Origin of the sequence: Alishewanella maricola, from assembly GCF_016343785.1 — a bacterium.
Lineage (GTDB): Bacteria > Pseudomonadota > Gammaproteobacteria > Enterobacterales > Alteromonadaceae > Alishewanella > Alishewanella maricola.
The window spans coordinates 362,079-387,122 of record NZ_JAEINI020000003.1 but is presented as its reverse complement, the minus strand read 5'-3'; the positions used below and the strand labels follow the sequence as shown (position 1 = coordinate 387,122).

The following is a 25,044-nucleotide window of genomic DNA, read 5'->3' as shown; positions in this document are numbered from 1 at the left end:
AATTCTGAAACTTAGTCTATTTTTGATAGCTAATACTAAATGCCGCTATGTTTGGCTTTTTTATACAGGCAAATTAACATTACCCCTTGGCTTTAAAAAATAGCAGACTAACATTAGTATGATGAGATAATTTGAAGGATTAAAAACATTGCATCAGCCTTTTAATAAGCAAAGTACGGAACAAGCTCAGAAAATTGATGCTCGACGGCGTTTATATATTCTGAGGTTTGTTAGTTACATCACCACTGCCGTTATGTTTATTTACGGTGTAAAAAATCTCAGTGCTGAACAAATATTATTACCTACTATCTTGTTTACTACGGGCAGTTTATTCTTATTAAACATAATTGTTTTTAATATTACTCGCAATCTTGATCGAGCCTGTGTTATTGAAACGCTACTTGTTGCAAGTTTTGTTCTTAGCCTAGTTTATCAAGGGGGCTTTAATAACACAGCACTGTTTTGGGTATTTCCATTTCCCGCAATTTTGTTTGGCCTACTTGGTGTGCGCAATGCGCTAATCTCGAATGCTGTTTTACTTATTATTCTAAGTATAATGCTTTTTATCCCCGACCTTATTTCGGCAAACTATAAAGAAGCTGAAGCTAGTCGTTTTATTGCCTCGTTGCTCATTGTTATTATTGTCTGTTGGATTAACGATCATTACCGTGAACGTAGTCACGAAGCAATGGATAAGCTACAACAAATTAAAGACCAACAAGCAAACACTGATCAGTTAACCAATTTAGCGAATCGTCGCTTTATTGATGCTTGTTTAGTACCAAGCTTCGAAAAACAACCGGATCTTTTTTTTCCGGTTTCTCTTATTATGTGTGACATAGATTACTTTAAACGCCTTAATGATAATTTTGGTCACGATGTTGGAGATAACGTACTTAAATCAGTCGCATATATGTTCAAACAAAATATTCGCCAACAAGACTTCGCATGTCGCATCGGCGGTGAAGAGTTTTTATTAATTCTGCCACGTACTTCTGTTCAAGATGCGTTGAATATAGCTGATAAAATTCGCAAACAGTTTCACCAACAACAATTGGTCCCTTCTGCACCGCAATATAAGGTAACAGCAAGTTTTGGAGTTGCGTTATGCAATAAGTCTGAAGAGTTTAGTGAAAGTATAAAGTTGGCAGATATGATGTTATACAAAGCAAAAAACAATGGCCGAGATCAAACAAGAGGCTAACTTATCATTTTAATATATTATTAAATTGCGCGTTCATCGTTCGACATTTATTAAATAAACTAAAGAGCCAGCAATTCAGCTGGCTTTTTAGTTATTCATGCTCTATTGCAATACTGAGATATCAGCAACCTGCAAAAATAATTCGCGCAGCTGTTTTAATAACGCTAAACGATTCGCTCTGACGGCGGCATCATCTGCATTGACCATTACTTGATCAAAGAAATGATCAATCACCTCACGTAAAGCGGCAAGATGGCTTAACGCGCGGGTATAATCACTGACACTCGCCTGATACACTTGCTCTGCCTTTATCGCACTAAATAAGGCTTGTTCCGCGTTTTCCTGCAGTAAGTTTTCATGCACAGTATCCGCAATGGCGGTGTCCACCTTAGCAAGAATATTTGCAACGCGTTTATTCGCTGCTGCCAGCGCTAAAGCGGCCTCAAGTTTACGGAACGCGGCTACCGCCTTCACCCTGCGGTCAAAGTCTGCAGGGTTGGTTGGACGGCGCGCCAGTACGGCTTGGATCACATCAATGCTGTAACCTTCGTCTTGATACCAAGCACGGAAGCGGCCTAGCATAAAGTCGACGACGTCATTAGCCACCTCTGAATGCGTCAATTTACTGCCAAAAGTCTGCTGGCTAAAGCGAATTAAATCGACTAAATCCAATGGCAGTTGCTTTTCGACCATAATACGCAAAGCACCAATAGCTGCACGACGCAATGCAAAAGGATCTTTATCTCCTTTCGGCACTTGGCCAATGCCAAAAATACCGACTAAGGTATCTAATTTATCGGCAATGGCTACTGCCGCACCTTCTAAACGGCTTGGTAATTGATCACCTGCAAAACGCGGCATGTATTGCTCATTGAGCGCTAATGCCACTGCTTCCGCTTCACCATCTAAGCGTGCATAGTGCATTCCCATAATACCTTGTACCTCTGGGAACTCTCCGACCATGTTGGTCATTAAATCGGTTTTAGATAATAAACCGGCGCGTGCTGCCGCCGTTTCATCAGCACCAATTTGCTTAGCAATATAGGCAGCAACCTGACTGATCCGCTCCGATTTTTCCGCTAAGGTACCTAATTGCTGTTGGAATAACACGGTGCTTAAGCTTTCTAAGCGATCCACTAACTTAGTTTTGCGATCGGTATTAAAGAAAAACTGTGCATCTGATAGACGCGGCCGCACCACTTTCTCGTTACCCGAGATAATTTGCTGCGGATCTTTACTGGCGATGTTCGCGACAAACACAAATTTGTTTAATAACTTGCCTTGCTGATCACGCAATGGGAAGTATTTTTGGTTGTCTTTCATGGTTGAAATAAGTGGTTCGGCTGGCACTTGCAAGAAACTTTCTTCAAAGCTTCCCACTAACACAACCGGCCATTCTACTAAGGCGGTCACTTCTTCGAGCAGGGCATCATCCCATTGCACTTGTGCATCAAGCTGTTTAGCTGCAGCAGTTACATGCTCAGCAATAAACGCTTTACGGCGACTAAAGTCAGCAATGACATAAGCTTGTTCTAACACGGGTAAGTAAGCATCAGCATCTTTTACGGTAACTTTAGCCGGCGCATGGAAACGATGGCCGTGCGTTTGATTACCGCTTTGTCGACCTAAGATGGTTGCAGGAACAACAGCATCACCGTACAGCATAATAATGGTATGCACAGGTCGAATAAATTCAGCATCGGAATTGCCCCAGCGCATCGGTTTGGCGATCGGCAGTTTAGCTAAAGCGCTAGTAATCACCTCGGCTAATAACGCGGTGGTACTTTGGCCTTTTTGTAACTGCTTACACAACAACCATGCGCCTTTATCCGTCTCTAAACGTTCGGCTTCGGCCACGCTAATACCACAACCTGCAGCCCAGCCTTGAGCTGCCTTGGTGGGCTCACCCGCTTTATCAAAGGCGGCTGCAATAGCAGGGCCACGCTTTTCTACTACTTTATCAGCTTGTTGTGCCGCTAATTGATTAACGCGCACAGCTAGGCGACGTGGTGCAGCGTACCATTGCACCGTACCATGTTGTAATTCTAACTTGGCTAATTCCGCCGTAATGTTGTCTGCAAAAGCCGTGGCTAAGGTTGTCAGTGCTTTTGGTGGTAACTCTTCAGTACCAATCTCAACCAGAAAATCCTGAGCACTCATTATTTGGCCTCCTTTTGAACTGCAGGCTGCGTTTTGCAAAGCGGAAAACCTAATTTTTCACGTGCGGCAAAATAGGCTTCAGCACAGGCTTTCGCTAAAGCCCGCACTCGTAATATATAACGCTGACGCTCAGTTACCGAAATGGCATGTCGTGCATCTAATAAGTTAAAGGCATGTGAAGCCTTCATAACTTTTTCGTAGGCTGGCAATGCCAAGCCTTTTTCAATCAGATATTGGCTTTCTTTTTCACACTGGTCAAAGTAGCTAAACAAGGCAGGTACATCGGCATGTTCAAAGTTGTAAGTTGATTGTTCAACTTCATTCTGATGGAATACGTCTCCGTAAGTCACTCGGCCTAAGGGGCCATCAGCCCAAACGAGGTCATAGATGGAATCCACACCTTGAATATACATGGCCAGACGCTCTAGGCCGTAGGTAATCTCACCGGTCACCGGACGACACTCTAAGCCACCGACTTGCTGGAAATAAGTGAACTGAGTGACTTCCATGCCGTTTAACCACACTTCCCATCCTAAGCCCCAAGCACCTAACGTTGGCGATTCCCAGTTGTCTTCGACAAAGCGAATATCATGTACCAGGGTATCTAATCCTAACTCTTCTAAAGAGCCTAAGTACAGTTCCTGAATATTATCAGGTGATGGTTTAAGGATAACTTGGAACTGATAGTAATGTTGTAAACGGTTTGGATTTTCGCCATAACGACCATCCGTTGGCCGACGACAAGGTTGCACATAGGCAACGTTGGTTGGCTCAGGGCCTAACGAACGCAGGAAGGTCATAGGATGAAAAGTACCTGCGCCCACTTCTAAGTCTAACGGCTGAACAATAACGCAGCCTTGACGCGCCCAGTAATCCTGCAAGGCTAAGATTAGCCCCTGAAAGGTTTTCGTATCGTATTTATGCATGCGCTACTAACTCACTAAAATAACTGAGGGGCTGAAAGCCCCTACTTGGTATTGTGCGGTTATACGTCTAAGTTTGCGACGTATAAAGCATTCTCTTCTATAAAGGCTCGCCGTGGTTCAACGTGATCCCCCATCAGGGTTGAAAACAGTTGGTCAGCACCGATAGCGTCCTCGATCCTTACCTGCAGCATCCGGCGATTTTGTGGGTCCATGGTGGTTTCCCAAAGCTGATCGGGGTTCATTTCCCCTAGCCCTTTATAACGCTGAATATACAAACCGCGCTTCGACTCAGACATTAACCAATCTAAGGCTTCACGGAATGTGGCTACTGGTTTCACTTTCTCACCACGACGGATATACCCGCCTTCTTCGATTAAGTCACGGATCTCATCACCTAAGGCTGCTAGGCTTAAATAGTCACGAGAGGTAATAAAATCGTGATGTAACAAGTATTCGTTATCGATACCATGCTGACGAATAATCACTTTTGGCTGGAATAACTGCCGTTCGCGATCTTCTACCACATCGTATTTATAAATTGACCCGTCACCTTCTTTCTCATCTAAACGCTTCGCTAAGGTTTTTACCCATTCTTCTACCGCCGTTTGATTTTTCATTGTGTCAGTGGTTAAACCGTCAATATAAATCAGTTCGGTTAGTAAGTTCTGTGGGATCTTACGGCTTAAACGTTGGATTATGCTGGTAGCTTTATGATATTGACGAACCAGCTTTTCCAGTGCTTCACCACCAATGCCGGGGGCATTTTCATTAACATGCAAATAAGCTTCATCTAAAGCCAGTGTCGTTAAGTATTCAACTAATGAGGGCTCATCTTTAATATACTGCTCTTGCTTGCCTTTTTTCACTTTAAACAGCGGTGGCTGGGCAATATAGATGTAACCACGTTCGATCAACTCAGGCATTTGCCGATAGAAGAACGTCAGTAATAAGGTACGAATATGCGAACCGTCGACGTCAGCATCCGTCATTAATACGATGCTGTGATAACGCGTTTTATCCGGGTTATATTCTTCGCGACCAATACCACAACCTAAAGCCGTGATTAAAGTGCCTACTTCTTGTGAAGATAACATCTTATCAAAACGCGCTTTTTCAACGTTAAGGATCTTACCTTTTAACGGCAGAATCGCTTGGTTTTTACGGTTACGGCCTTGCTTGGCTGAACCACCCGCAGAGTCACCCTCTACAATGTACAGTTCAGATAAAGCAGGATCTTTTTCTTGGCAGTCGGCTAATTTACCCGGTAAACCGGCAATGTCCAGCGCTCCTTTACGGCGTGTCATTTCGCGCGCTTTACGCGCGGCATCACGCGCACGTGCTGCATCAACAATCTTACCCACGATAATTTTGGCATCACCTGGGTTTTCTAACAAATACTCGTTGAGCTTTTCACCCATGACGCTTTCAACAGCAGAACGGACTTCTGAAGAAACCAATTTGTCTTTCGTTTGCGAACTGAATTTTGGATCAGGCACTTTAACACTGATCACCGCAGTCAAACCTTCTCGGGCATCATCACCAGAAGCTTGTACCTTCATTTTTTTCGCATAACCTTCATGCTCAATGTAGGTATTTAGCACGCGGGTTAAGGCACCACGGAAGCCCGCTAAGTGAGTACCACCATCACGTTGCGGAATGTTGTTAGTAAAACAAAATACGTTTTCTTGATAGCTGTCGTTCCACTGCATCGCCACTTCAACTGAAATACCGTCTTCGCGCTGATCAGAAAAATAGAACGCTTTTGGATGCACGCTGGTTTTACTACGATTCAAATACTGTACAAAAGCTTCGATACCACCTTCATACTTAAAATGGTCGCTTTTATCGTTACGCTCGTCGGTTAAGATAATACTTACGCCCGAGTTTAAGAACGACAGTTCGCGTAAACGTTTCGCTAAAATATCGTAGTGATAATTGATGTCAGAGAAAATAGTTGGGCTTGGCCAAAAACGAATTGCCGTACCTGAACCTTCTGTTTCACCGATTACCGCTAAAGGTGCTTGTGGTACACCCAGATGATAAATTTGGTTATGCACTTTGCCTTTACGGCGAATGGTCAGTTCTAATTTGTCAGATAAGGCATTTACAACGGATACGCCCACACCGTGCAAACCACCTGATACTTTATAAGAGTTATCGTCAAATTTACCGCCGGCATGCAGCACGGTCATGATAACTTCAGCGGCTGAGACGCCTTCTTCGTGCATATCAGTAGGTACGCCACGACCGTTATCACGAACAGAGACCGAACCATCACTGTGAATGGTGACCCAGATGTCAGTACAGTAGCCTGCTAAGGTTTCATCGATGGAGTTGTCGACCACCTCGAATACCATATGGTGTAAACCTGTACCGTCATCGGTATCACCGATATACATACCGGGTCTTTTACGTACTGCATCCAGACCTTTTAATACTTTAATACTTGAGGAATCGTAATTATGCTCTTCGGCCATCTCTATCTGTCCGTGCTTGTTATCTGACCGTGTTCCACGTGAAACATTTGCCGGCGCGAAGCCGGTATAAAAGGTGAAACCTGATCAGCATTAATTGCTGTTATAAAAACCTGCGAATTAATATTGTTTAAATAATTAAAAACCGTTTGGGTGGAACTGGCATCCAACTCGGATGCTAAATCATCAATCAATAACAAGGGCTGTTTCTTGCCGCTGCTACCTATCACATTGTTTTGTGCGATTTTAAGCGCAAATAATAACACTTTTAGCTGTCCACGGGATAATACTTCTTCAACCACTAACTGCTTTCTTCGAAGTTTTAAATCCGCTTTTTGTGGGCCATATTGAGTAAAACCCTGCCGCATATCTTGTTGAAAATTTTGTTCTAACAGTTGCTTCAAATCGGCTGGACTTTGCACCCGCTCAGGCCAACCCGCTTGTAATTGCAAACTCACTTCAGCTAACAGGGAATTACCCTCTACTAGCTTCAAATATTCATGTTGCAGCAGACCGATATAGTGCTCTCGCAACGATTGTAACTGCCAAGCCAGACTGACTAATTGCTGATCCCAATAATCAAATTGCTGATCATAAGCCCGGCTTTGCTTTAACAAGGCATTACGTTGTTTCAGAACCCGACTAAACTGCAACCACACGGTATAGAAGGTAGGTTCCACGTGGAACACACCCATATCAAAATATTGACGACGCTCTTTCGGGCCACCAAAAAATAATTTAAAACTGTCAGGCGTAATTAATTGCACCGGCAACAAAGCCGCAAAATCGGCTAACTTGCAGTTACTGGCCGCATTTAACCGCAATAGCAATTCGGCTTGCTTGTCGCGTTGTAAGCCTAAGCTAAAGGTTTGCTCAGCATCGGCAACCTTGGCATGCAGTACAAAATGCTCTTGCTCGTATTGAATTAAACGTTGATGCCGACTACTTCTAAAAGAACGACCATGCGCCAAATAGTAAATTGCCTCTAATAAGCTGGTTTTGCCGCTGCCATTCTCACCACAAATCAGATTGCACTGCGCATGCGCGTTAAATTGCAGTTCCGAAAAATTACGGAACTGCTTAAGCTGCAGCGAGATTAACGACATGCTTTAGACAACAACAGAATTATAAGCGCATCGGCATGACAACGTAGGCAGCACCAACGTTACCCACACCTTCTATTAAGGCACTAGAATTGGAATCATTTAAATTCAGGATCACCAGATCGGTATTCAAGCTATTTAATACATCTAGTAAATAACCGACATTAAAACCAATTTCGAGGTTATCCCCTTCGTACTCCACTTCGATCACTTCTTCTGCTTGCTCGTGCTCAGGGTTGTTCGCCACAATCTGCAGTTCAGAAGAACTTAAGGTAAAACGCACACCGCGGTATTTTTCATTCGATAAAATAGAGGCGCGAGTACAGGCATCTTTTAATACGGTACGATGCGCGGTCACTTGCTTGGTACTGTTGCGCGGCAACACACGACGGTAATCGGGGAAACGGCCATCAATTAATTTACTGCTAAAACTAAAACTGCTGTCACTTAAACGAATATGATTTTGGCCAAGGCTCAAGGTGACCAACTGCTCATCATTCGCCAGCAAGCGCATAATTTCTAAAACACCTTTGCGTGGAATAATAATCTGCTTTTGTTGGCCAGCATAAGACGGCAACGCTAAAGTACTCATGGCTAAACGATGGCCATCAGTGGCCACTGCAGATAAGTTGCCGTTATCCACTTCAAACAACAAACCATTTAAGTAATAGCGTACGTCCTGATTGGCCATCGAAAAGGCCGTATCATCTAATAACTTGCGCAACTGTTGGCGAGTCAGTGATAACTCAACCTCACCTTGCCAGGTTTCTAAATTGGGGTATTCAGCAGCATTGAGCGTGGATAACGTAAATTTGGTTTTGCCACTGCTTAAAATACAATTTTCACCTTGCACCTGCACGGCAATATCGCTGTTTTCCGGTAAGCTGCGGCAAATATCTAACAGCTTTTTTGCCGGCACAGTAATCCGCCCTGCACTGTGTACTTGCAATTGTACCGTGCTAGCAACCAACTCCACTTCTAAATCGGTACCGGTCAGTGACAGTGTATCGGCGCTAACATCCAATAACACATTCGATAAAATTGGCAAATTATGGCGGCGTTCAATAGCACCCGATACCATTTGTAGCGGCTTCAGTAAGGCGTCACGGTTAATCACAAATTGCATAACAAAACCCTGTTAAGACGATAATGTTCGAATAAGATTTTGGAAATCTTCTTTAATTTCATGTGTTTCTTCTTTTAGCGATTCAATCTTACGACAGGCATGAAGCACAGTTGTATGATCGCGACCACCAAAAGCATCCCCAATTTCTGGCAAACTATGGTTAGTGAGTTCTTTCGCTAATGCCATCGCCATTTGCCGCGGTCGCGCTACCGAACGAGAACGCCGTTTCGACAGTAAATCCGCTATACGGATTTTGTAGTATTCGGCTACGGTCTTTTGAATATTTTCAATGGTCACCAGCTTATCTTGTAGGGCTAATAAATCGCGTAAGGCTTCCCGCACAAAATCAATGGTAATGGGCCGGCCGGTGAAATTAGCATTAGCAATCACCCGATTCAAGGCGCCTTCGAGTTCGCGAACATTTGAGCGCAAACGCTTGGCCACGAAAAAAGCCACTTCTTCCGGTAGGCGGATCTGATTTTCTTGCGCTTTACGCATTAAGATCGCCACCCGGGTTTCAAGCTCAGGTGGCTCGATCGCAATAGTCAAACCCCAACCAAAGCGTGATTTTAAACGATCTTCGACACCATCAATTTCTTTGGGGTAACGATCGCTGGTTAAAATGATCTGTTGATTGCCTTCTAACAAGGCATTAAAGGTATGAAAGAATTCTTCTTGGGAACGTTCTTTGTTGGCAAAGAATTGAATATCATCAATAAGTAACGCATCAACTGAACGATAATAGCGCTTAAACTCTTCTATAGCATTGTTTTGTAAAGCTTTTACCATATCCTGCACAAAGCGCTCTGAATGCATGTATATCACTTTTGCATCCGGTTTCTTCGCTAAAATGCCATTACCAACCGCATGTAATAAATGCGTCTTACCTAAACCTGTACCGCCATAGATAAATAATGGGTTATAAGCCGTGCCAGGGTTGTCAGCAACCTGTGAGGCTGCCGCCCGAGCCAATTGGTTCGATTTACCCTCAACAAAGTTAGTAAAGGTGTAATTTGCGCGCATATTGGAGCGCACTATGGTTTTAGGAACCGGTTCTGCAATTTCTCGCGAAGCGACAGCTACCTCAGACGGCATCAGATGAGGTTGTGGCGCGGGAGTAGCTTTAACGTTATTTTGGCTAGTACCCACATCAAAGCGTAAACGCGGTGCATTGTCACCACAGTAATCGCGGATCAGTTCAAGGATCCGGTTTAGGTATTTTTCACGCACCCAATCCAGTACAAAACGATTCGGTGCATACAACGTCAAAGCGTCAGCCGAGCTGTCAGCCTGCAAAGGACGGATCCACATACTAAAGTGTTGCGCGGGGAGTTCTGCTTGCAAAGCTTGCAGACAATTTTGCCAAACGGACTGATACACCTGATCTCCTGAAGCCTGAATTATAATGATCGATAAGGCTGGTGTAGAAATGCCAAACGGCATTATCGTATGATCTTATCCACAACTTCAAGATTGACTTTTTAAAAAAGCCTAACAACACCCCCGCCAACACGCTATACCATTGTATTAATTGGTTATTATACTGTTATTCTATTTAAGAATACTCAAGCTAAAACTGGGTTAAATCTGGCTTAAACAATAAATAACTCACACTTTATTCGTAAAAGATCGCCTAGGCTGTGGAAAACTTTAGTAAAACTGGGATCGCGACTGGCTAGGATCGTAATTAAAGCAAGGATCGCATTGACTTTAGGGCGCAGAGTACTTAAAATTCGCGCTCATTTTTGTCAGCTGCGTTTTGGTGTATTTGCTAAAACACAGGTAACCTTAGTAAATATTTCGACCGGACGGATGAAATTATGAGTAAAAGAACCTTTCAACCAAGCGTATTAAAGCGCAAGCGTAACCACGGTTTCCGCGCCCGCATGGCCACTAAAAATGGTCGTGAGGTGTTAGCACGTCGTCGTGCTAAAGGCCGTAAACGTTTAACAGCCTAAACTGGTCGTTAAACGCTGCGTGCCCAGCTTCAGATTCGGCCGGGAGTTACGTCTGTTAACTCCCAGTCAGTTTGATAATGTTTTTCAAAACCCGTTTCGGGTCGCATCTCCCCTATTTACCATTCTAGCAAAGCCCAATCAGTTAGCTCATCCACGAATTGGCCTTACTATCGCCAAAAAACGTGTTAAATTAGCCGTGCACCGCAATCGTATTAAACGATGTGTGCGCGACAGCTTTCGTTTGCATCAGCATCAGCTTCCCGGTGTGGATCTGGTACTCATGGTAAAAGGGGATATTAGCAACACCCCTAATGATGAATTACTGAAACAACTGGAACGGCTATGGCAGAAGATCGCTCGCCAATACACCGCTTTATCGTTTGGTTGATGCTCGGCCTAGTCCGAGGTTATCAATTATTGATAAGCCCGCTATTGGGGCCACGCTGCCGATTCCACCCAACTTGCTCAAATTATGCTATTGAGGCCATTGGTCGCTTTGGTGCAGCAAAAGGGGCTTGGTTAGCCAGCAAACGCATATTAAAATGTCATCCGTTTCACCAAGGTGGTGAAGATCCCGTTCCTGATAAGCATAATGAGAAAAGCTAACCCATGGATTCACAACGCAGTTTTCTAGTAATTGCCCTGGCAATCGTCAGTTTTTTCCTCTGGCAGGAATGGCAAAAAGATTATGGTCCGCAACCGGCGGTAGCCACTCAACAGGTCAGCAGCACGGTAAGTGGCAGTGCTAACAATGGCAGCTCGGCATCAATGTTAATGGATAGCCCTGACACGCCGGCGGTAGCCAACAGCACGCCCAACATTGATCAAAACCGTCGCATTAAAGTTAGCACTGATGTGTTTGAACTTGAGATTGATAGCCGCGGTGGTGATATTGTCAGTGTTAAATTGCCTGAACATAACTTAACCAAAGACAGCAACACTCCTTATGTATTGATGCGTCAGCTTCCTGGTTTTGAATATGTTGCGCAATCTGGTTTGATTGCCCGTGACGGCCCAGACCGCACTGAACGGCCATTGTATCAAGTTGAAAAAACTCAATATCAAGCTCAGGGTACTGAACCCTTAGTGGTGCCACTGCGCTTAACGCACAATGGCATGCAAATCGAAAAACGCTTTACCTTTACCCCAGGACAATATGATGTCCGGGTAGAATATTTTATCGTCAACAACAGCGATGAAATCAAAACGGTTCAGCCTTATCAGCATTTATTACAAAACATTGATAGTGGCGAAAGCGCCAGCATGTTTATGCCAATATACCGCGGCGCCGCTTTTGGTAGCGGCGAAGAACGCTATAAAAAGTATAACTTTGAAGACATGCAGAAAACTAACCTGAGCGTCAGCACTCAAGCAGGTTGGGTTGCCATGTTAGAGCATTACTTTGTTGCTGCCTGGATCCCAGACTCAGCAGCCACTAACCAGTTATACAGCCGCATCCACGGCACGAACAAAGGCGTTATTGGCGCGCTGGGTACCGCCATTGATATTGATCCGGGCCAAAGCGCCAGCATCACAGCCACGTTTTATGCTGGCCCTAAAGTCCAGGACGAATTAGCCAAATTAGCCAATGGCTTAGACCTTACCGTTGATTACGGTTTCCTGTGGTTTATCTCACAATTACTGTTCTGGCTACTGACTAAAATTCAGTTATTTGTTAGCAACTGGGGTTTAGCGATTATCTGTATTACGTTAATTGTTAAAGGCGCAATGTTCCCGCTGACGAAGATCCAATATGAGTCGATGGCGAAAATGCGTAACTTGAAGCCAAAAATTGAAGAGCTACAAGCACGTTACAAAGACGATAAACAGAAAATGGGCCCAGCGATGATGGAATTATATCGCAAAGAGAAAGTAAACCCGATGGGTGGCTGTTTACCCATGCTCATCCAAATGCCTATTTTCTTAGCACTGTACTGGGTATTTGTTGAAAGTATTGAACTACGCCATGCGCCATTTATGCTGTGGATCACCGACTTATCAACTAAAGACCCATACTATGTGTTACCGGTGTTGTTTGGTTTGAGTATGTTTATGATGCAGAAACTCACGCCAATGCAGGTCACCGATCCTTTACAACAGAAGCTGATGATGTGGATGCCTGTCGCGTTCTCCGTATTCTTCTTCTGGTTCCCAAGTGGCTTAGTATTATACTGGTTAGTCAGTAACTTAATCTCACTTGGCCAGATGCTGTATATTTATCGCGGCATGGAGAAAAAAGGTCTGCATACCCGCAAAACCTAATACCGCGCAACTTATCCCTTGCGGATAAGATGTTCTACACTAAGCCTGTTAGCATTATGCAGCAGGCTTTTTTTATCCCAGAGGATGTTATGTTTAGCACTGATACTATTGCCGCTTTAGCCACTGCCCCAGGTCGAGCCGGAGTAGGCATTATTCGTATTTCTGGCCCCGATAGCAAAGCGGTGGCTCAAGCCATTCTGCATAAAATCCCTAAACCCCGTGCGGCCGAATATTTAGGCTTTTATGCTAAAGACCAGCAATTACTGGATCAAGGTATAGCGTTGTTCTTCCCAGGCCCAAACTCGTTTACCGGCGAAGATGTGCTGGAATTACAAGGGCATGGCGGGCCAGTACTACTAGACATGTTACTTAAACAAGTGCTGCAATTACCTAATGTACGCATTGCTCGCCCTGGCGAATTTTCAGAGCGCGCGTTTTTAAACGATAAACTCGACTTGGCTCAAGCCGAAGCCATTGCCGATTTAATTGATGCCAGTAGTGAACAAGCCGCTCGCTGCGCCATGCAATCCTTACAGGGTGAGTTTTCACGACGTATTCATGAATTAGTTGAAAAAGTGATTTATCTGCGAATGTATGTTGAAGCGGCTATCGACTTTCCAGATGAAGAAATTGATTTTCTATCAGACGGCAAAGTCGCCACAGACTTAGCTGACATTATCGACTTTTTAGCCACCGTGAAGAAACAAGCGGCACAAGGCAGTATTCTTCGTGAAGGCATGAAAGTGGTCATTGCTGGCCGGCCAAATGCCGGAAAATCTAGCTTATTAAATGCCTTAGCCGGGCGTGAAGCAGCAATTGTTACCGACATTGCCGGTACGACCCGTGATGTGTTGCGCGAACATATTCATATCGACGGCATGCCGCTGCATATTATCGATACCGCTGGTCTGCGCGAAGCCAACGACCAAGTTGAACAAATTGGTATTGAGCGAGCATGGAATGAAATCGCCCAAGCCGACAGAGTACTGTTTATGGTGGATGGCACAACCACTACTGCCACCGACCCCCGCGAAATTTGGCCAGACTTTATTGATCGCTTACCCGCTAATTTAGGCGTAACGGTGATCCGCAACAAAGCCGATCTTACCGGCGAGCCCATGACACCGGACCAACAAGCAGCAGCTCCGGTTTATCGTTTATCGGCTAAAACCGGTGATGGTATTGATGCGCTGCGCGAACACTTAAAACAATGCATTGGCTTTGATGCCAGCACTGAGGGCAGCTTTCTGGCTCGACGTCGCCATTTAGATGCACTGGATCGCGCGGCGGAGCATCTGAGTACTGGCCAAGAACAACTGCACAGTTATATTGCAGGTGAAATCCTGGCCGAAGAATTAAGGCTAACTCAACAACATCTGAATGAAATCACTGGCGAATTTAGTAGTGATGACTTACTCGGACGCATTTTTAGCTCATTTTGTATCGGTAAATAAGCTTACTTTGCTAACTGCCACTGTGCTTTGCTCTGGCTTAATACGCTACGCTCAGCCGTGTCAGTTAGCTCGACAATCACTTTGTGATTTTTTAACTTATCAAACAACTGCGCTACCCTAACCTGCTGTAATGATGCTAAGGGGCAACCTGCATGACCATAAATACGCACCGACTGCTGGCCGGCATACACCTCGCGTTCTAAATGCACTACCGGTAACACTTCTAATGGGCAATCAGTATTAAATTGCAGCATGTTATTAATCACATTGTTAAAGGGAACTTGCTGGGCTAACAACGCATCCGCATCGAGTAAGCGCCCAGTATTATCCATCATAAAAGGCGCTAATACGGCCAAATCATGTTCGGCTAGCAACCAACTCCAATCAAATTCTGCGGGGTGATCGGCACCACTGCTCATTTGCACCCAACTGGTGCTAAATTTGTGTGCCTGCGAGGGCCAAGCAAACAAAAGACTAATGATTAAACCAGAATAAAGTAAGGCCTGTTTCATAGTGCAAGCTCCTGTGCTGCTGCAAGTAATTGTTTATCGAATGGCTCTTGTGCCACAGCCATATTTTGTTTAGCCCAATATCGAGCCTTTTCGCCATCTGGCGCAACATAACTAAAGTAATAGGCAATATCTGCGGTATGTAAGGCATCGGCGCGTAACTCTCGCAAATACATACGCTGCGCAGTCACCTCGCGCCAGCATTGCTGCTCGCCAAGTTGAGCTTCAGCATAGGCAACCCGCACTAACAGGCTATCAGAGGGTAAGGCATCCACTTTTGGACAAACGCCCGAAAGCGCTAACACTTCAGCCGCTCGACCGGTTTGCAGCAAAATATCCAGCATTTGCCGTTGCATCACTTCCGGTTGCTGAAAATAGTTTGGGTAATCCAACCACTCTAACGCTTCGTTATAACGCCCTAACAAATGCGCTTGCTCAGCTAAGATTTGTAGTCGCCATTGCTGTAATGCCTCAGTTGAATTGCTATTACGTAAATGCAGCTGTTGTAAACGGGTATAACTGCTTTCTAATTGCCCAGCTCGCCCCTGTACTTCGAGTAAACAGGTTGCCACGACATCAATTTGACTATAGCCGGTTAAAGCACGACAAGCCTGTGTTGCTCGCGTTAAATCATCGCGCGTTAACGCAATACGCGCTTGCATCAAATACACCGGCTCGTGTAACTGCTGCAACGCCAATACCTGCTCTAAAGCCGTTAACGCTTCAGCAAAACGATGTTCGAACTGTAATAAATCGGCTTGTGCCAACCACCACTGTGCTTGCTCTATTGCCGGCAATGAAGCTAACCGCGGCGCCATCAACTGCCATAGTATTTCGGCATCTTCATGCAACTGATGCTGCGCAGCTTGCTTGCCCTGAATTACTAACTCAGCATAATGCTCAGCTTTAACAGCCGTGGCGGCGGCAGAGCCGCACACCACGCTAAACATCACGCCTATGGCAAAACGCCAGTAGGTGCTTTTACTCATTGTTCGCCACCACGCCCGCAGCCACCAGATCGGCAAACTCTGCGGTATCTAACACGTCTTGGTTAAAATCGCGGCCATTGACCGACAACGGCTTACTTTGCGCATCTTGCGCATACGCATCACGCACCGCGCTTCTTAATGATACTTGTAAGGTCGTGACTTGCACACTAACGGTTGCCGTTGTGCTCAACTTGCCATCCGACACCGTAAATTTGAAACTGTCGCTACCGACAAACTCAGCATTGGGTGTGTAAGTAAAGACACCATCGATCGCAATCAACACCTGACCATTTGCTGGTTCAGTATTACTGCTATAACGAAGATTATCCCCTTCGGCATCCACCGCAGTTAATCGCGCTGTAACCGCGGTATCTGTCCGAGTGGTTATCGACGATGCGGCCGCTTGTGGCGCCGTATTAACCTGGGGTGTCACCGCTTTATCAGCGGAGTCATTACAGGCGCTCACCAACAATACTGTGCTTAAGGCCAGACACAGCTTAGATTTTTTGCTTAACATGCTGCGAACTCCTTATTGTGGTGAACCGGCTAATGGCGCGATCAAATACGGAAAACTCGTGTTCATAAAGCTGGCATCTATCGGTGCACCATCAGTAAAGGGCGCAGTACCCACATTGGCATCTTCTGGCTGACATAAGCCCAGATTGGTCGGTGTGCCGGCTACCGGAATATCATGACATAACGCCCCCATCACCACGCGCAGTGCAATATCTACCACATCATCACCAGGACGACGGCCATTTGGGAAACCGGCTAAATCATTACCCGCCACGCCAAAATTAGATTGCTGTTCAGCAGGGGTCGCTGGGATCATCGTGTTTAAGCGCAACATTTCTGACGCTGTCACCATCGATTGCTGATTGACACCAGCAAAACCGGTTAAGAAGGCGGCAACCAAGTCAGTACGTGGGTAATGTGTTGGCGCGATAGTGTCAAATGACGTACCTAAAGTGGCGTTAACGGCATCTTTAAACAATAAATCCAGAATAATCGGTAAGGTTGGATTGGTTACATAAGTCGCAAATTGGCCATCAGCCGACGGATGTGCGCTTGAAAAACGATCTTTATCGTCAATACCAATAACTAACTCATTCACCAGTGGTGAGCCTAAACGTGACACTTGTACTAAAGCACCACCGTTTACTTCCGGTTTTTCCAAGGTGGCATTCGGGTTTAAAATACGTGCTTGCGGTAAGCTGGCCGTCGTCCATGCCCCAATAACACCGTTACCAGAACCCGTAATACACGACTTAGGTACTTCTAAAGCAATGGTATTAACGTTTTTATCGTTCAAATCATCATTAGCGGTTGATTGGGTAATACCGCCAGGGAAACCATTACCATCACCCGCACCTGGCGTACTGTCACCTTCCACGGGAACATAATTCACTAAATCAAAGGTTTCGCCTAAGTTAACGGTGAAGGGATCTTTACGCTGACCAACAAACACCCGGCCCATTGCATTACAATTTGGAATGGAGACATCATAAATATACTGATCGGCATACGCAGAGTATTCTGCTGTGTTACCAAAGGTTTTTTCACCCACATATGCATAAGGCTTCACAAACTCTGTTTGGCCATTAGCGCCTGTAATCGCACTACGAGCGCCGGTTCTTTGCGAGCCCGTCACTAAGCTCATGCTGTAGGTTTCACTGTAATTTAACGCACCGTTATTACCTGCGCTGATTGGGCCAACATGTTTCAACGGTACACTGACCATCACACCATTTGGGCCAACTGGCAACTTAATACCGCCATTGGGCAGTTTATTATTAAAGCGAAATTCAAAGGTAAAATCTTCCATCGCATCGCCGTTGGCATCGATATGCAAGGCATACACTGCTGCTGGATCCATCGCGAAATAATTCGGGCCACCGTAGCTATCTTGCAACGGAATATAATTGGCAATAATGGTGACATAATCACTGCGACCCGATTCATAACTATTAAAAATATAAAAATCGGTGGAATCAATCGTAGGTAAGCGTGTCACATTGGGCGCTTCACGGTGGCTAGAAGCAAAAGCAGTGGTGGTGGTTGCCAAGGCAGCTAATAGTGCAGTAGCAATAACGGTTTTCCTATTCATCTTGTTGTCCTCTCAATCGTTTTTTGATTATGACACCCAACAATTTTTGTTAGGTCTGCTCAAGCAACGATTGAGTGGACGTATTAGATGCAACTATTTTTAAATTATTAATAAATCCGTCGTAAATAATACCGGACCGGTTGGAAATGGCTCAGGTGAACCGCCTAAAGGTTCACGACTGACCGCCAATGCGCCCACTAAAGCCAAATCAATTTTATCGGTTAATGCTAATAACACTTCACCCTGTTGCGGCAATAACCCTAATGACACCGGTGCCGTTCCATCAGCAGGTAACATCCATAACTGATAATCTTCATTAGCCAGTGGTGCAATCGCGCCGACAGCCGCAACTTTAAGTTGCTGATCGCGCTGCTCAATTAACCACAGCGTACGAGCATCCGCGTTTTGAATCACGGCTATACGTTGTGGGCTTGGCGTGATGCTCGGATCGGGACTTACTAGCATGAACACATTCACCAGTAAAACGATACTGGCCATTGCGCCTAGCAGCCAAGACCAATTAAAACGATTCACCGGGCGCGCTTGCACCCAGCCTAAACGTTCTTGAATGCGTTGCCATACCTGAGCAGGGGGTTGTCGCAAAGGGATCACATCCGTTAACTCGTGTAGATGCTCTTCCCAAAACGCCACTTCATCACGTAAAGCCGGAATATCCATCAGTAGCCGCTGAAATCGTCGCCGCGCTAAACCACGCATACTACCAAGCACGAAGCGGGCGGCCAATTGATGTTGTAGTTCTGTCGACTGATACTTCATCGTTGTAAGCACCTTTTTAAGCTATCTAGGCCGCGGCGGATCCAGCTTTTCACCGAACCTAATGCCTCACTAATATGCTCACTGACTTCTTGATGACTTAACCCACATACAAACGCTAATTGAATACACTGGCGCGTAGTAGGTTGTAATTCGTCCATGCACATCCGCAGGTTCTTCGACTGACCTAACGACTCAATAGTTGACTCAAGCATATCGGCAGCAGGTAACTCATCAAAATCATCAGCTGACAATTCTTGATTAGCGCGATTACGCAGTAAATCAATGGAGCGATAACGCACAATACTGATCAACCAACTCATTACCGAGCCTTTTGAAACCGAATAATCTGCGGCACGATGCCATACTTTAATAAAGGTATCTTGCAGCGCTTCTTCTGCCCAATCTGACCGGCGCAGCATGGTGTAACTGACCGAAAACAGCTTAGCAGAGGTGGCTTCGTATAAACGACGAAATGCCGCGGTATCGCCCAAAGCAATTTGTTGCAAATCGCGTTCGAGCAGTTGGGGGGTAGACATAACAAAAACTCCTTATGGCCTAATAGCATACTAAAATCCGAATAAGCCGAGTTTTTGGATGCAATTATTTTAATTATTATCGCCAGCAGGCAAACTGAACATTCAGGGCAACGCTAATTCACTGTATTGGGTATAGCATTTTTTTACGTATTATCAAGTTGTTGTGCCGTACGATCCGTAAACTTGAGTAGCGTAATCAGCAAAGCACCAAAAGCAACAAAACCCGCGGCTAAATATAAACCGATCGAAAAGTAGCCGGTCAACTGGGCTAAATAACCGGTTAGCGCCGGTGCAATCACTTGCGCACTGCCATAAGCTAAAGTCATTTTCCCCATCAATTTTGCCGGTTTACTCGGGTATAAGCGCCCTGCCATGGTTAACACCAAACTGACCACCGCAACAAAGGTCGCTCCAAATAAAGCCGCACTGGCTAATACCACTGCCAAGTTGTTAAACCATAACGGAAGTAAAATGGCGAGAGCTTGCAGCCATAACGCGAAAATAATCGCCGTTAAATAGCCCGTTTTACGGGCGACCCGATCCCAAAGTAATACGGCGGGCGCACCCGCCAAACCTAAGATGATAAAACTGATGTTGCCACTACCGGCAAGCCCTGGCATCCGCTCGACAATAGTCACAATAAAGGTCGCACTAATCACATAGCCGTAACCCGCACAAAAATAACTCAGCAACAATAAACGTAAAAATCGTTTAGTCGGTGGCCGATCCGCACTGGCTGAGGTATTGCTGACAGGGCTAAACACGGGTTTCGGCAGCCAACGCCATGCTGGTATCGCCAGCAATAGCCCTAACAGCGCAAATAATTGCCATTGTAGCTGCCAATCCAGCTGTAACCGGGCCATGCTTTCCACTAAAAAAGCGGCCAGGGCGATACCTAAACCCAAACCAGCAAAATGCACTCCCAGCTCGGCACGATGCTGATGGCTAATTAACCAATGCATAATCAGCGCTGAAGCGATTAACATGGAACCGGCACTGCTGAGCCCAGCGAGAAACCGCCAAAATGACCACAGATATAGGTTTTCCGTGAACGCCATGCCTACCGTACTTATCACGGCTATCAATAAACCGGCTCGGTATAAGCGATCTTTTACGGTCAAATTAGATAAACGGGCCGCGAGTAACGCACCTGTCATATACCCTAGGTAATTCACCGCAGCTAGATATCCACCACTGGCATCATCTAACGCGGTATGTTGCTGCATTAATGGTAATAAAGGCGTGTAAGCAAAACGAGCAATACCTAAGCAAAGTAGCTGGCTAAAAAAGCCAGCTAGCAACACTTTAATCCGCAGGGGTAACATCATAAAGCTGCGTTCCTATAGGCTTAGGAGAAATAAATCGCCGCTGCTATGCGGCTATAGTAGTCACTCGCCTAATCGCGCGCGTAAGTTGCCGTTAACGTAGCCTTTGCTAAGGCCATCGCATTTAGCATAAACCCCACTACTGCGGCGCTGGCGCCCTCTGGTGCAGGTAATGCTTCTTCTGGTAAAGCCCAGATCGTAAATTGATAACGATGCATGCCATGGCCTTCTGGTGGACAAGCACCACCAAAGGTTTTCATACCATAATCATTAGTAAAACTACGACAACCCGGCGGTAAACTGCCCGTCCCAGCTCCTTTGGCTAAGCAGGTTGCGGCCACAGGGATATCGGTGACAATCCAATGCCAAAAACCTGAGCCGGTCGGCGCATCAGGATCAAACACCGTCAATGCAAAACTTTTGGTCTCTGCTGGCGCATTACGCCAATGTAATTCAGGTGAAATATTTTGGCCGTTACAACCAAAGCCATCAAATTCATGCTGCTTTGCCATAAAATGCCCTTCGGCAATATCTGGGCTGCTTAAGGTAAAGGTGTTTTTACTCATACTTCACTCCTAACAAAGGCAACTTTATGATCTAACTAAGGTTAACTGAGTTTTTGTAAAAATTGATAAAAGGCACTTTTCGGTAAAGCACCGGCTTGCTGCGCCAATGTTTGACCTTGGCGTATCACTAAAATAGTGGGAATAGAACGAATAGCAAAGCGTGCTGCTAAGGTTTGCTGCTGTTCTGTATCAATTTTACCAAAACGAAATTGTGGTTCTAACTCAGCAGCGGCTTGGCTGAATATCGGCGCAAAACTTTGACAAGGGCCACACCAACTGGCCCAAAAATCAATGACTAGAGGTAATTCCGATTTTTCAGCATGGGCGACAAAGTTGGCACTTGTTAAAGTTAATGGCTGGCCAGTGAATAAAGCTTGCTTACATTTACCACAACGGGCAGTGTTGGCCGCTTTGTCCGCCGGAACACGGTTTAAACCATGACAAAATGGGCAAGCTATAATCATGTGTCACTCCAACTTTGCTACTTTAACATCGCCTTAAGATCAAAATTTAACGTCTAGCCAATCCATGTTTTTATCAAAACTGAGGGTTTTAACGCCATTCATGCTTTCAATATTAACGGTGTTAATCTGCTTTGGCCAAATCTCTTGTAAAGAGCGGTGGCGTACCCGCAATCCTGGCAAGTCATCTGGCATCACAGCCTCTTGGTATACCCAAAAGAAGCGACCGTCTAACTGGCCGCCAATCAGGGTTAACGCTATCGGTTCACCGTTTAAATGCGTTAAAGCAAATTGCGCTGTCACATACTGACTGAATGTTTGCTGGGTTTGTTCGTTATTTAACAAGTCAGCTTGTTTATCAAACAATTGTTTTACCGCATGTTCTGCATCATGCACATAAAAACGGTGCATCACTTCAATATTACCGCTTCGCGCGTTAAACAATACGGTACTGACCGCCGCGTTCATTTCATGTGCAAAACTTGGGCTAACTAAGCCTGCCATTATCAGCAGGCTAAGCAGATAACGCATTAGTTACCTTCCTTAAGCTTTTCATCGGTTTTTTCAGCCGGATCTTTTAGCTTAGTTTTACTGTCTTGCATAATATCGCGGCTTACTTTGGCTTTACTCTTATCAGATTTGTAAGCCTCTACGCGTGACGGAATAATACGACGTGGGTAATAGTTGTTTTCAATATCGACATCGGCAGTTTCCCACTTCGGATCAACGACCACTTCTTTTAACACTTTGTCTTTAGCCGTCACAATCATCTTATTCACCGCTTTCGGGCTACGACGCCAAATCTCAGCAGGGATCATCTGATCTTCAACGCTGCCATCGGTATAATGCAGTTGCAGTAAGATGGGCATCACTAACCCACCTAAATTACTGAATTGCAGTACATAGTAGTTTTTATCTTCTTTTACTGCACGTTCAAACGCGGTGCGCTCCCACGGCTCTAAATCGGCTAAGAACTTGTTATAGGCATTACGTTCTTTATTGGTTACGGTAAAACGGTCGTTTTCATCATAAAAATCGGTGATATCTTTGTTTTTATCAATCCACAATACTTTACCAGCCGCTTTGTTGCGCTCAACAAACAATGAGGTGGGTTTGTCTAACTCTTGCTGGCGCTCACGTGCAAAATCAATATCAGGATCTTTGGTATCCATGCGTAACTGATAGACACGGTCTAACGAAATATCCACATGATCAGTGCTGTAAAACCAGCCACGCCAGAACCAATCTAAATCGACACCGCTGGCTTCTTCCATGGTACGGAAAAAATCAGATGGCGTTGGGCGTTTAAATTTCCAGCGCTGGGCATATTCTTTAAAGGCAAAATCAAATAACTCACGACCCAGGATTACTTCACGTAGAATATTTAATGCTGCAGCAGGTTTGGTGTAAGCATTTGGGCCTAAACGTAATACGCTGTCGGATTGCGTCATGATCGGCACTTGAACATCCGATTTCATATAATCGACAATATCACGAGGCTCTACGCCCCAAGGAATAGTAGGGTCCCACTCACGACCGGCAACGCCGTCTAAAAAGCTGTTTAAGCCTTCATCCATCCAAGTCCACTGACGCTCGTCCGAGTTAACAACCATCGGGAAATAAATATGACCAATCTCATGGATCACCACGCCAATTAAAAAGCGTTTTTCGGCTTGAGAATAGGTGCGGCTGCCATCGTCTTGTAACTTAGTGCGAGGGCCATTAAACGTGATCATCGGGTATTCCATACCGCCGACAGGGCCATTAACCGATTGCGCTACAGGGTACGGATAATCAAACGAGAAACGTGAGTAGACTTCCATGGTATGCACCACAGATTCCGTAGAATACTTTTTCCACAGATCGCCACCTTCTTTAGGATAAAACGACATCGCCATGACCAACGGCTGCTCTTTGCCACCTTGTTGATAGCCTTTAGCATCCCACATAAATTTACGTGATGACGCCCAAGCAAAGTCACGTACATTATCGGCTTTAAAATGCCAGGTTTTGCTGTCATTAGTACCGGCTTTTTCGTTTTCTAAGGCTTCTTCCTCAGTAACAACAAACACCGGCCGCTTCGCTGTTTTCGCTTGCTCTAACCGTGCAATCTGCTGTTTAGTCAGCACTTTACTGCTGTTTTGTAACTCACCAGTCGCAGACACTATGTGATCGGCTGGTACCGTTAATTTCACATCATAATCACCAAACTCTAAGGTGAATTCGCCGCGACCTAAAAATTCTTTATTGGTCCACGCTTCGTAATCGGTGTAAGCCACTAACCGCGGGAACCACTGAGCTAATAAGAAAATATCATTGCCACCTTCATTCGCATCATCCGGAAAATGCTCATAACCTGAACGGGCTGACACCGCATCTTCTTCTACGATATTAAAAGCAAAATCTAAACTAAACTCCATCGACTGGCCGGGTTTTAATGGCGTGTCTAAATCGATGCGCATTAAGGTACCCACTACCGTGGCGGCTAAGGTTTTACCCTTACTGTTTTTCACATTATTAATTTGAAAGCCCAGCTCGTTATCGGCCATAAATTGTTGGCGACGTAACTCTTCTAGGCTCAAACGAGCAGTAATGTCACCTTCACCTATCGAAGTAGCAGGACCGCGACGGCCAACACCACCAAAATCGGTGCTCATTTCAGCCATTGAATCGTTTTTGAAAATATTTTGGTCTAAATGCAGCCATAAATATTTCAACGTGTAAGGTGAATTGTTTTTGTATTGAATTTGTTGTTTTGCACTTAAACGGCGCTTGGCTTCGTCTAAGGTGACATCCATCTGATAATTGACTTGTTGTTGCCAATATTGCTGGCCTGGCTCACCGGCAGCATTACGATAGATATTCGGTGTTGGAAGCACTTCGTCTAATTGACGAAATTTATCTTCAAAATCACCTTTTGTCTGGCGCACAGCACTGGCAGTAGCAAATTGGCTACACAACAATACAGTGACCAGGCTTATGACTGAAATACGGGACAAAATGGCAGACATCAGCAGGTCTCTCTGGTTATTTATTAGTAAAATGGCAAGTATCTACTCTAGGTAAATTTACCTGAACAAACAAGGCCTATCTATCACGAAAAGCCG

23 protein-coding genes are annotated in these 25,044 nt (G+C 45.1%); 6 read left to right on the top strand and 17 right to left on the bottom strand.

The annotated features are described in order from the left end of the window. Nucleotides 1–148: 148 nt before the first annotated feature. On the top strand, nucleotides 149–1,204 hold the full coding sequence (locus JAO78_RS07175; RefSeq protein WP_226750684.1) for a GGDEF domain-containing protein: 1,056 nt from the start codon (nucleotides 149–151) through the stop codon (nucleotides 1,202–1,204). Nucleotides 1,205–1,306: 102 nt separating this feature from the next. On the opposite strand, the gene glyS is transcribed toward JAO78_RS07175, so the two are convergent. From glyS to dnaA, 6 genes are read right to left on the bottom strand one after another with little or no spacing between them, the layout of a single operon-like run. Further along, complete coding sequence (gene glyS / locus JAO78_RS07170) at nucleotides 1,307–3,364, bottom strand: glycine--tRNA ligase subunit beta (protein WP_226750683.1); 2,058 nt, start codon at nucleotides 3,362–3,364, stop codon at nucleotides 1,307–1,309. Then, complete coding sequence (gene glyQ / locus JAO78_RS07165) at nucleotides 3,364–4,290, bottom strand: glycine--tRNA ligase subunit alpha (protein ID WP_226750682.1); 927 nt, start codon at nucleotides 4,288–4,290, stop codon at nucleotides 3,364–3,366. Before glyQ ends, glyS begins: the two co-directional genes overlap by 1 nt. A gap of 59 nt (nucleotides 4,291–4,349) precedes the next feature. Beyond that, nucleotides 4,350–6,767 (bottom strand): DNA topoisomerase (ATP-hydrolyzing) subunit B, encoded by a 2,418-nt coding sequence (gene gyrB / locus JAO78_RS07160; RefSeq protein WP_226750681.1) that lies wholly within the window; start codon nucleotides 6,765–6,767, stop codon nucleotides 4,350–4,352. A 2-nt stretch (nucleotides 6,768–6,769) separates the two neighbouring features. Beyond that, nucleotides 6,770–7,870: a DNA replication/repair protein RecF gene (gene recF / locus JAO78_RS07155; protein ID WP_226750680.1), complete on the bottom strand. Its 1,101-nt coding sequence runs from the start codon at nucleotides 7,868–7,870 to the stop codon at nucleotides 6,770–6,772. 19 nt (nucleotides 7,871–7,889) lie between these two features. Then, nucleotides 7,890–8,993 (bottom strand): DNA polymerase III subunit beta, encoded by a 1,104-nt coding sequence (gene dnaN / locus JAO78_RS07150; protein ID WP_226750679.1) that lies wholly within the window; start codon nucleotides 8,991–8,993, stop codon nucleotides 7,890–7,892. Between the two features lie 12 nt (nucleotides 8,994–9,005). Then, the gene (dnaA, locus tag JAO78_RS07145) at nucleotides 9,006–10,373 is read right to left on the bottom strand and encodes a chromosomal replication initiator protein DnaA (protein WP_226750678.1); all 1,368 of its coding nucleotides are present in this window, start codon (nucleotides 10,371–10,373) and stop codon (nucleotides 9,006–9,008) included. A gap of 440 nt (nucleotides 10,374–10,813) precedes the next feature. Between dnaA and rpmH the strand changes: the two genes are divergently transcribed. The 5 genes from rpmH (at nucleotide 10,814) to mnmE (ending at nucleotide 14,667) form a co-directional block, all read left to right on the top strand. Then, entirely contained in the window at nucleotides 10,814–10,951 is a 138-nt protein-coding gene (gene rpmH / locus JAO78_RS07140) for a 50S ribosomal protein L34 (protein ID WP_226750677.1), read from the top strand. A gap of 19 nt (nucleotides 10,952–10,970) precedes the next feature. Further along, nucleotides 10,971–11,339 carry a ribonuclease P protein component gene (gene rnpA / locus JAO78_RS07135; RefSeq protein ID WP_226750676.1) on the top strand — a complete coding sequence of 123 codons (369 nt, stop codon included), beginning with the start codon at nucleotides 10,971–10,973 and terminating at the stop codon, nucleotides 11,337–11,339. Next, the gene (gene yidD / locus JAO78_RS07130) at nucleotides 11,294–11,557 is read left to right on the top strand and encodes a membrane protein insertion efficiency factor YidD (RefSeq protein ID WP_226750675.1); all 264 of its coding nucleotides are present in this window, start codon (nucleotides 11,294–11,296) and stop codon (nucleotides 11,555–11,557) included. Before rnpA ends, yidD begins: the two co-directional genes overlap by 46 nt. A gap of 3 nt (nucleotides 11,558–11,560) precedes the next feature. Further along, entirely contained in the window at nucleotides 11,561–13,213 is a 1,653-nt protein-coding gene (gene yidC / locus JAO78_RS07125) for a membrane protein insertase YidC (protein ID WP_226750674.1), read from the top strand. Nucleotides 13,214–13,302: 89 nt separating this feature from the next. Beyond that, complete coding sequence (gene mnmE / locus JAO78_RS07120; protein WP_226750673.1) at nucleotides 13,303–14,667, top strand: tRNA uridine-5-carboxymethylaminomethyl(34) synthesis GTPase MnmE; 1,365 nt, start codon at nucleotides 13,303–13,305, stop codon at nucleotides 14,665–14,667. 2 nt (nucleotides 14,668–14,669) lie between these two features. Here the strand turns inward: mnmE and JAO78_RS07115 are convergent, their stop codons facing one another. From JAO78_RS07115 to JAO78_RS07065, 11 genes are all read right to left on the bottom strand, one after another. Further along, nucleotides 14,670–15,179 carry a hypothetical protein gene (locus JAO78_RS07115; RefSeq protein ID WP_226750672.1) on the bottom strand — a complete coding sequence of 170 codons (510 nt, stop codon included), beginning with the start codon at nucleotides 15,177–15,179 and terminating at the stop codon, nucleotides 14,670–14,672. Beyond that, nucleotides 15,176–16,165 carry a tetratricopeptide repeat protein gene (locus JAO78_RS07110; protein ID WP_226750671.1) on the bottom strand — a complete coding sequence of 330 codons (990 nt, stop codon included), beginning with the start codon at nucleotides 16,163–16,165 and terminating at the stop codon, nucleotides 15,176–15,178. The genes JAO78_RS07115 and JAO78_RS07110 overlap by 4 nt, the downstream gene beginning before the upstream one ends. Further along, nucleotides 16,158–16,682 carry an Ig-like domain-containing protein gene (locus JAO78_RS07105; protein ID WP_226750670.1) on the bottom strand — a complete coding sequence of 175 codons (525 nt, stop codon included), beginning with the start codon at nucleotides 16,680–16,682 and terminating at the stop codon, nucleotides 16,158–16,160. The genes JAO78_RS07110 and JAO78_RS07105 overlap by 8 nt, the downstream gene beginning before the upstream one ends. Before the next feature lie 12 nt (nucleotides 16,683–16,694). Next, nucleotides 16,695–18,272 carry a DUF4331 domain-containing protein gene (locus JAO78_RS07100; protein ID WP_226750669.1) on the bottom strand — a complete coding sequence of 526 codons (1,578 nt, stop codon included), beginning with the start codon at nucleotides 18,270–18,272 and terminating at the stop codon, nucleotides 16,695–16,697. Nucleotides 18,273–18,371: 99 nt separating this feature from the next. Continuing rightward, entirely contained in the window at nucleotides 18,372–19,049 is a 678-nt protein-coding gene (locus JAO78_RS07095; protein ID WP_226750668.1) for an anti-sigma factor, read from the bottom strand. Beyond that, nucleotides 19,046–19,585 carry a sigma-70 family RNA polymerase sigma factor gene (locus tag JAO78_RS07090; RefSeq protein WP_226750667.1) on the bottom strand — a complete coding sequence of 180 codons (540 nt, stop codon included), beginning with the start codon at nucleotides 19,583–19,585 and terminating at the stop codon, nucleotides 19,046–19,048. Before JAO78_RS07090 ends, JAO78_RS07095 begins: the two co-directional genes overlap by 4 nt. Before the next feature lie 143 nt (nucleotides 19,586–19,728). Next, nucleotides 19,729–20,913, bottom strand: coding sequence for a YbfB/YjiJ family MFS transporter (locus JAO78_RS07085; RefSeq protein WP_226750666.1), 1,185 nt, complete (start codon nucleotides 20,911–20,913; stop codon nucleotides 19,729–19,731). Nucleotides 20,914–20,981: 68 nt separating this feature from the next. Further along, nucleotides 20,982–21,476: a YbhB/YbcL family Raf kinase inhibitor-like protein gene (locus JAO78_RS07080; RefSeq protein WP_226750665.1), complete on the bottom strand. Its 495-nt coding sequence runs from the start codon at nucleotides 21,474–21,476 to the stop codon at nucleotides 20,982–20,984. A gap of 41 nt (nucleotides 21,477–21,517) precedes the next feature. Then, nucleotides 21,518–21,940 carry a thioredoxin TrxC gene (gene trxC / locus JAO78_RS07075; RefSeq protein WP_226750664.1) on the bottom strand — a complete coding sequence of 141 codons (423 nt, stop codon included), beginning with the start codon at nucleotides 21,938–21,940 and terminating at the stop codon, nucleotides 21,518–21,520. A 39-nt stretch (nucleotides 21,941–21,979) separates the two neighbouring features. Continuing rightward, on the bottom strand, nucleotides 21,980–22,468 hold the full coding sequence (locus tag JAO78_RS07070; protein WP_226750663.1) for a DUF6702 family protein: 489 nt from the start codon (nucleotides 22,466–22,468) through the stop codon (nucleotides 21,980–21,982). After that, nucleotides 22,468–24,948 (bottom strand): M1 family metallopeptidase, encoded by a 2,481-nt coding sequence (locus JAO78_RS07065; RefSeq protein ID WP_439647502.1) that lies wholly within the window; start codon nucleotides 24,946–24,948, stop codon nucleotides 22,468–22,470. The genes JAO78_RS07070 and JAO78_RS07065 overlap by 1 nt, the downstream gene beginning before the upstream one ends. Nucleotides 24,949–25,044 lie beyond the last annotated feature (96 nt).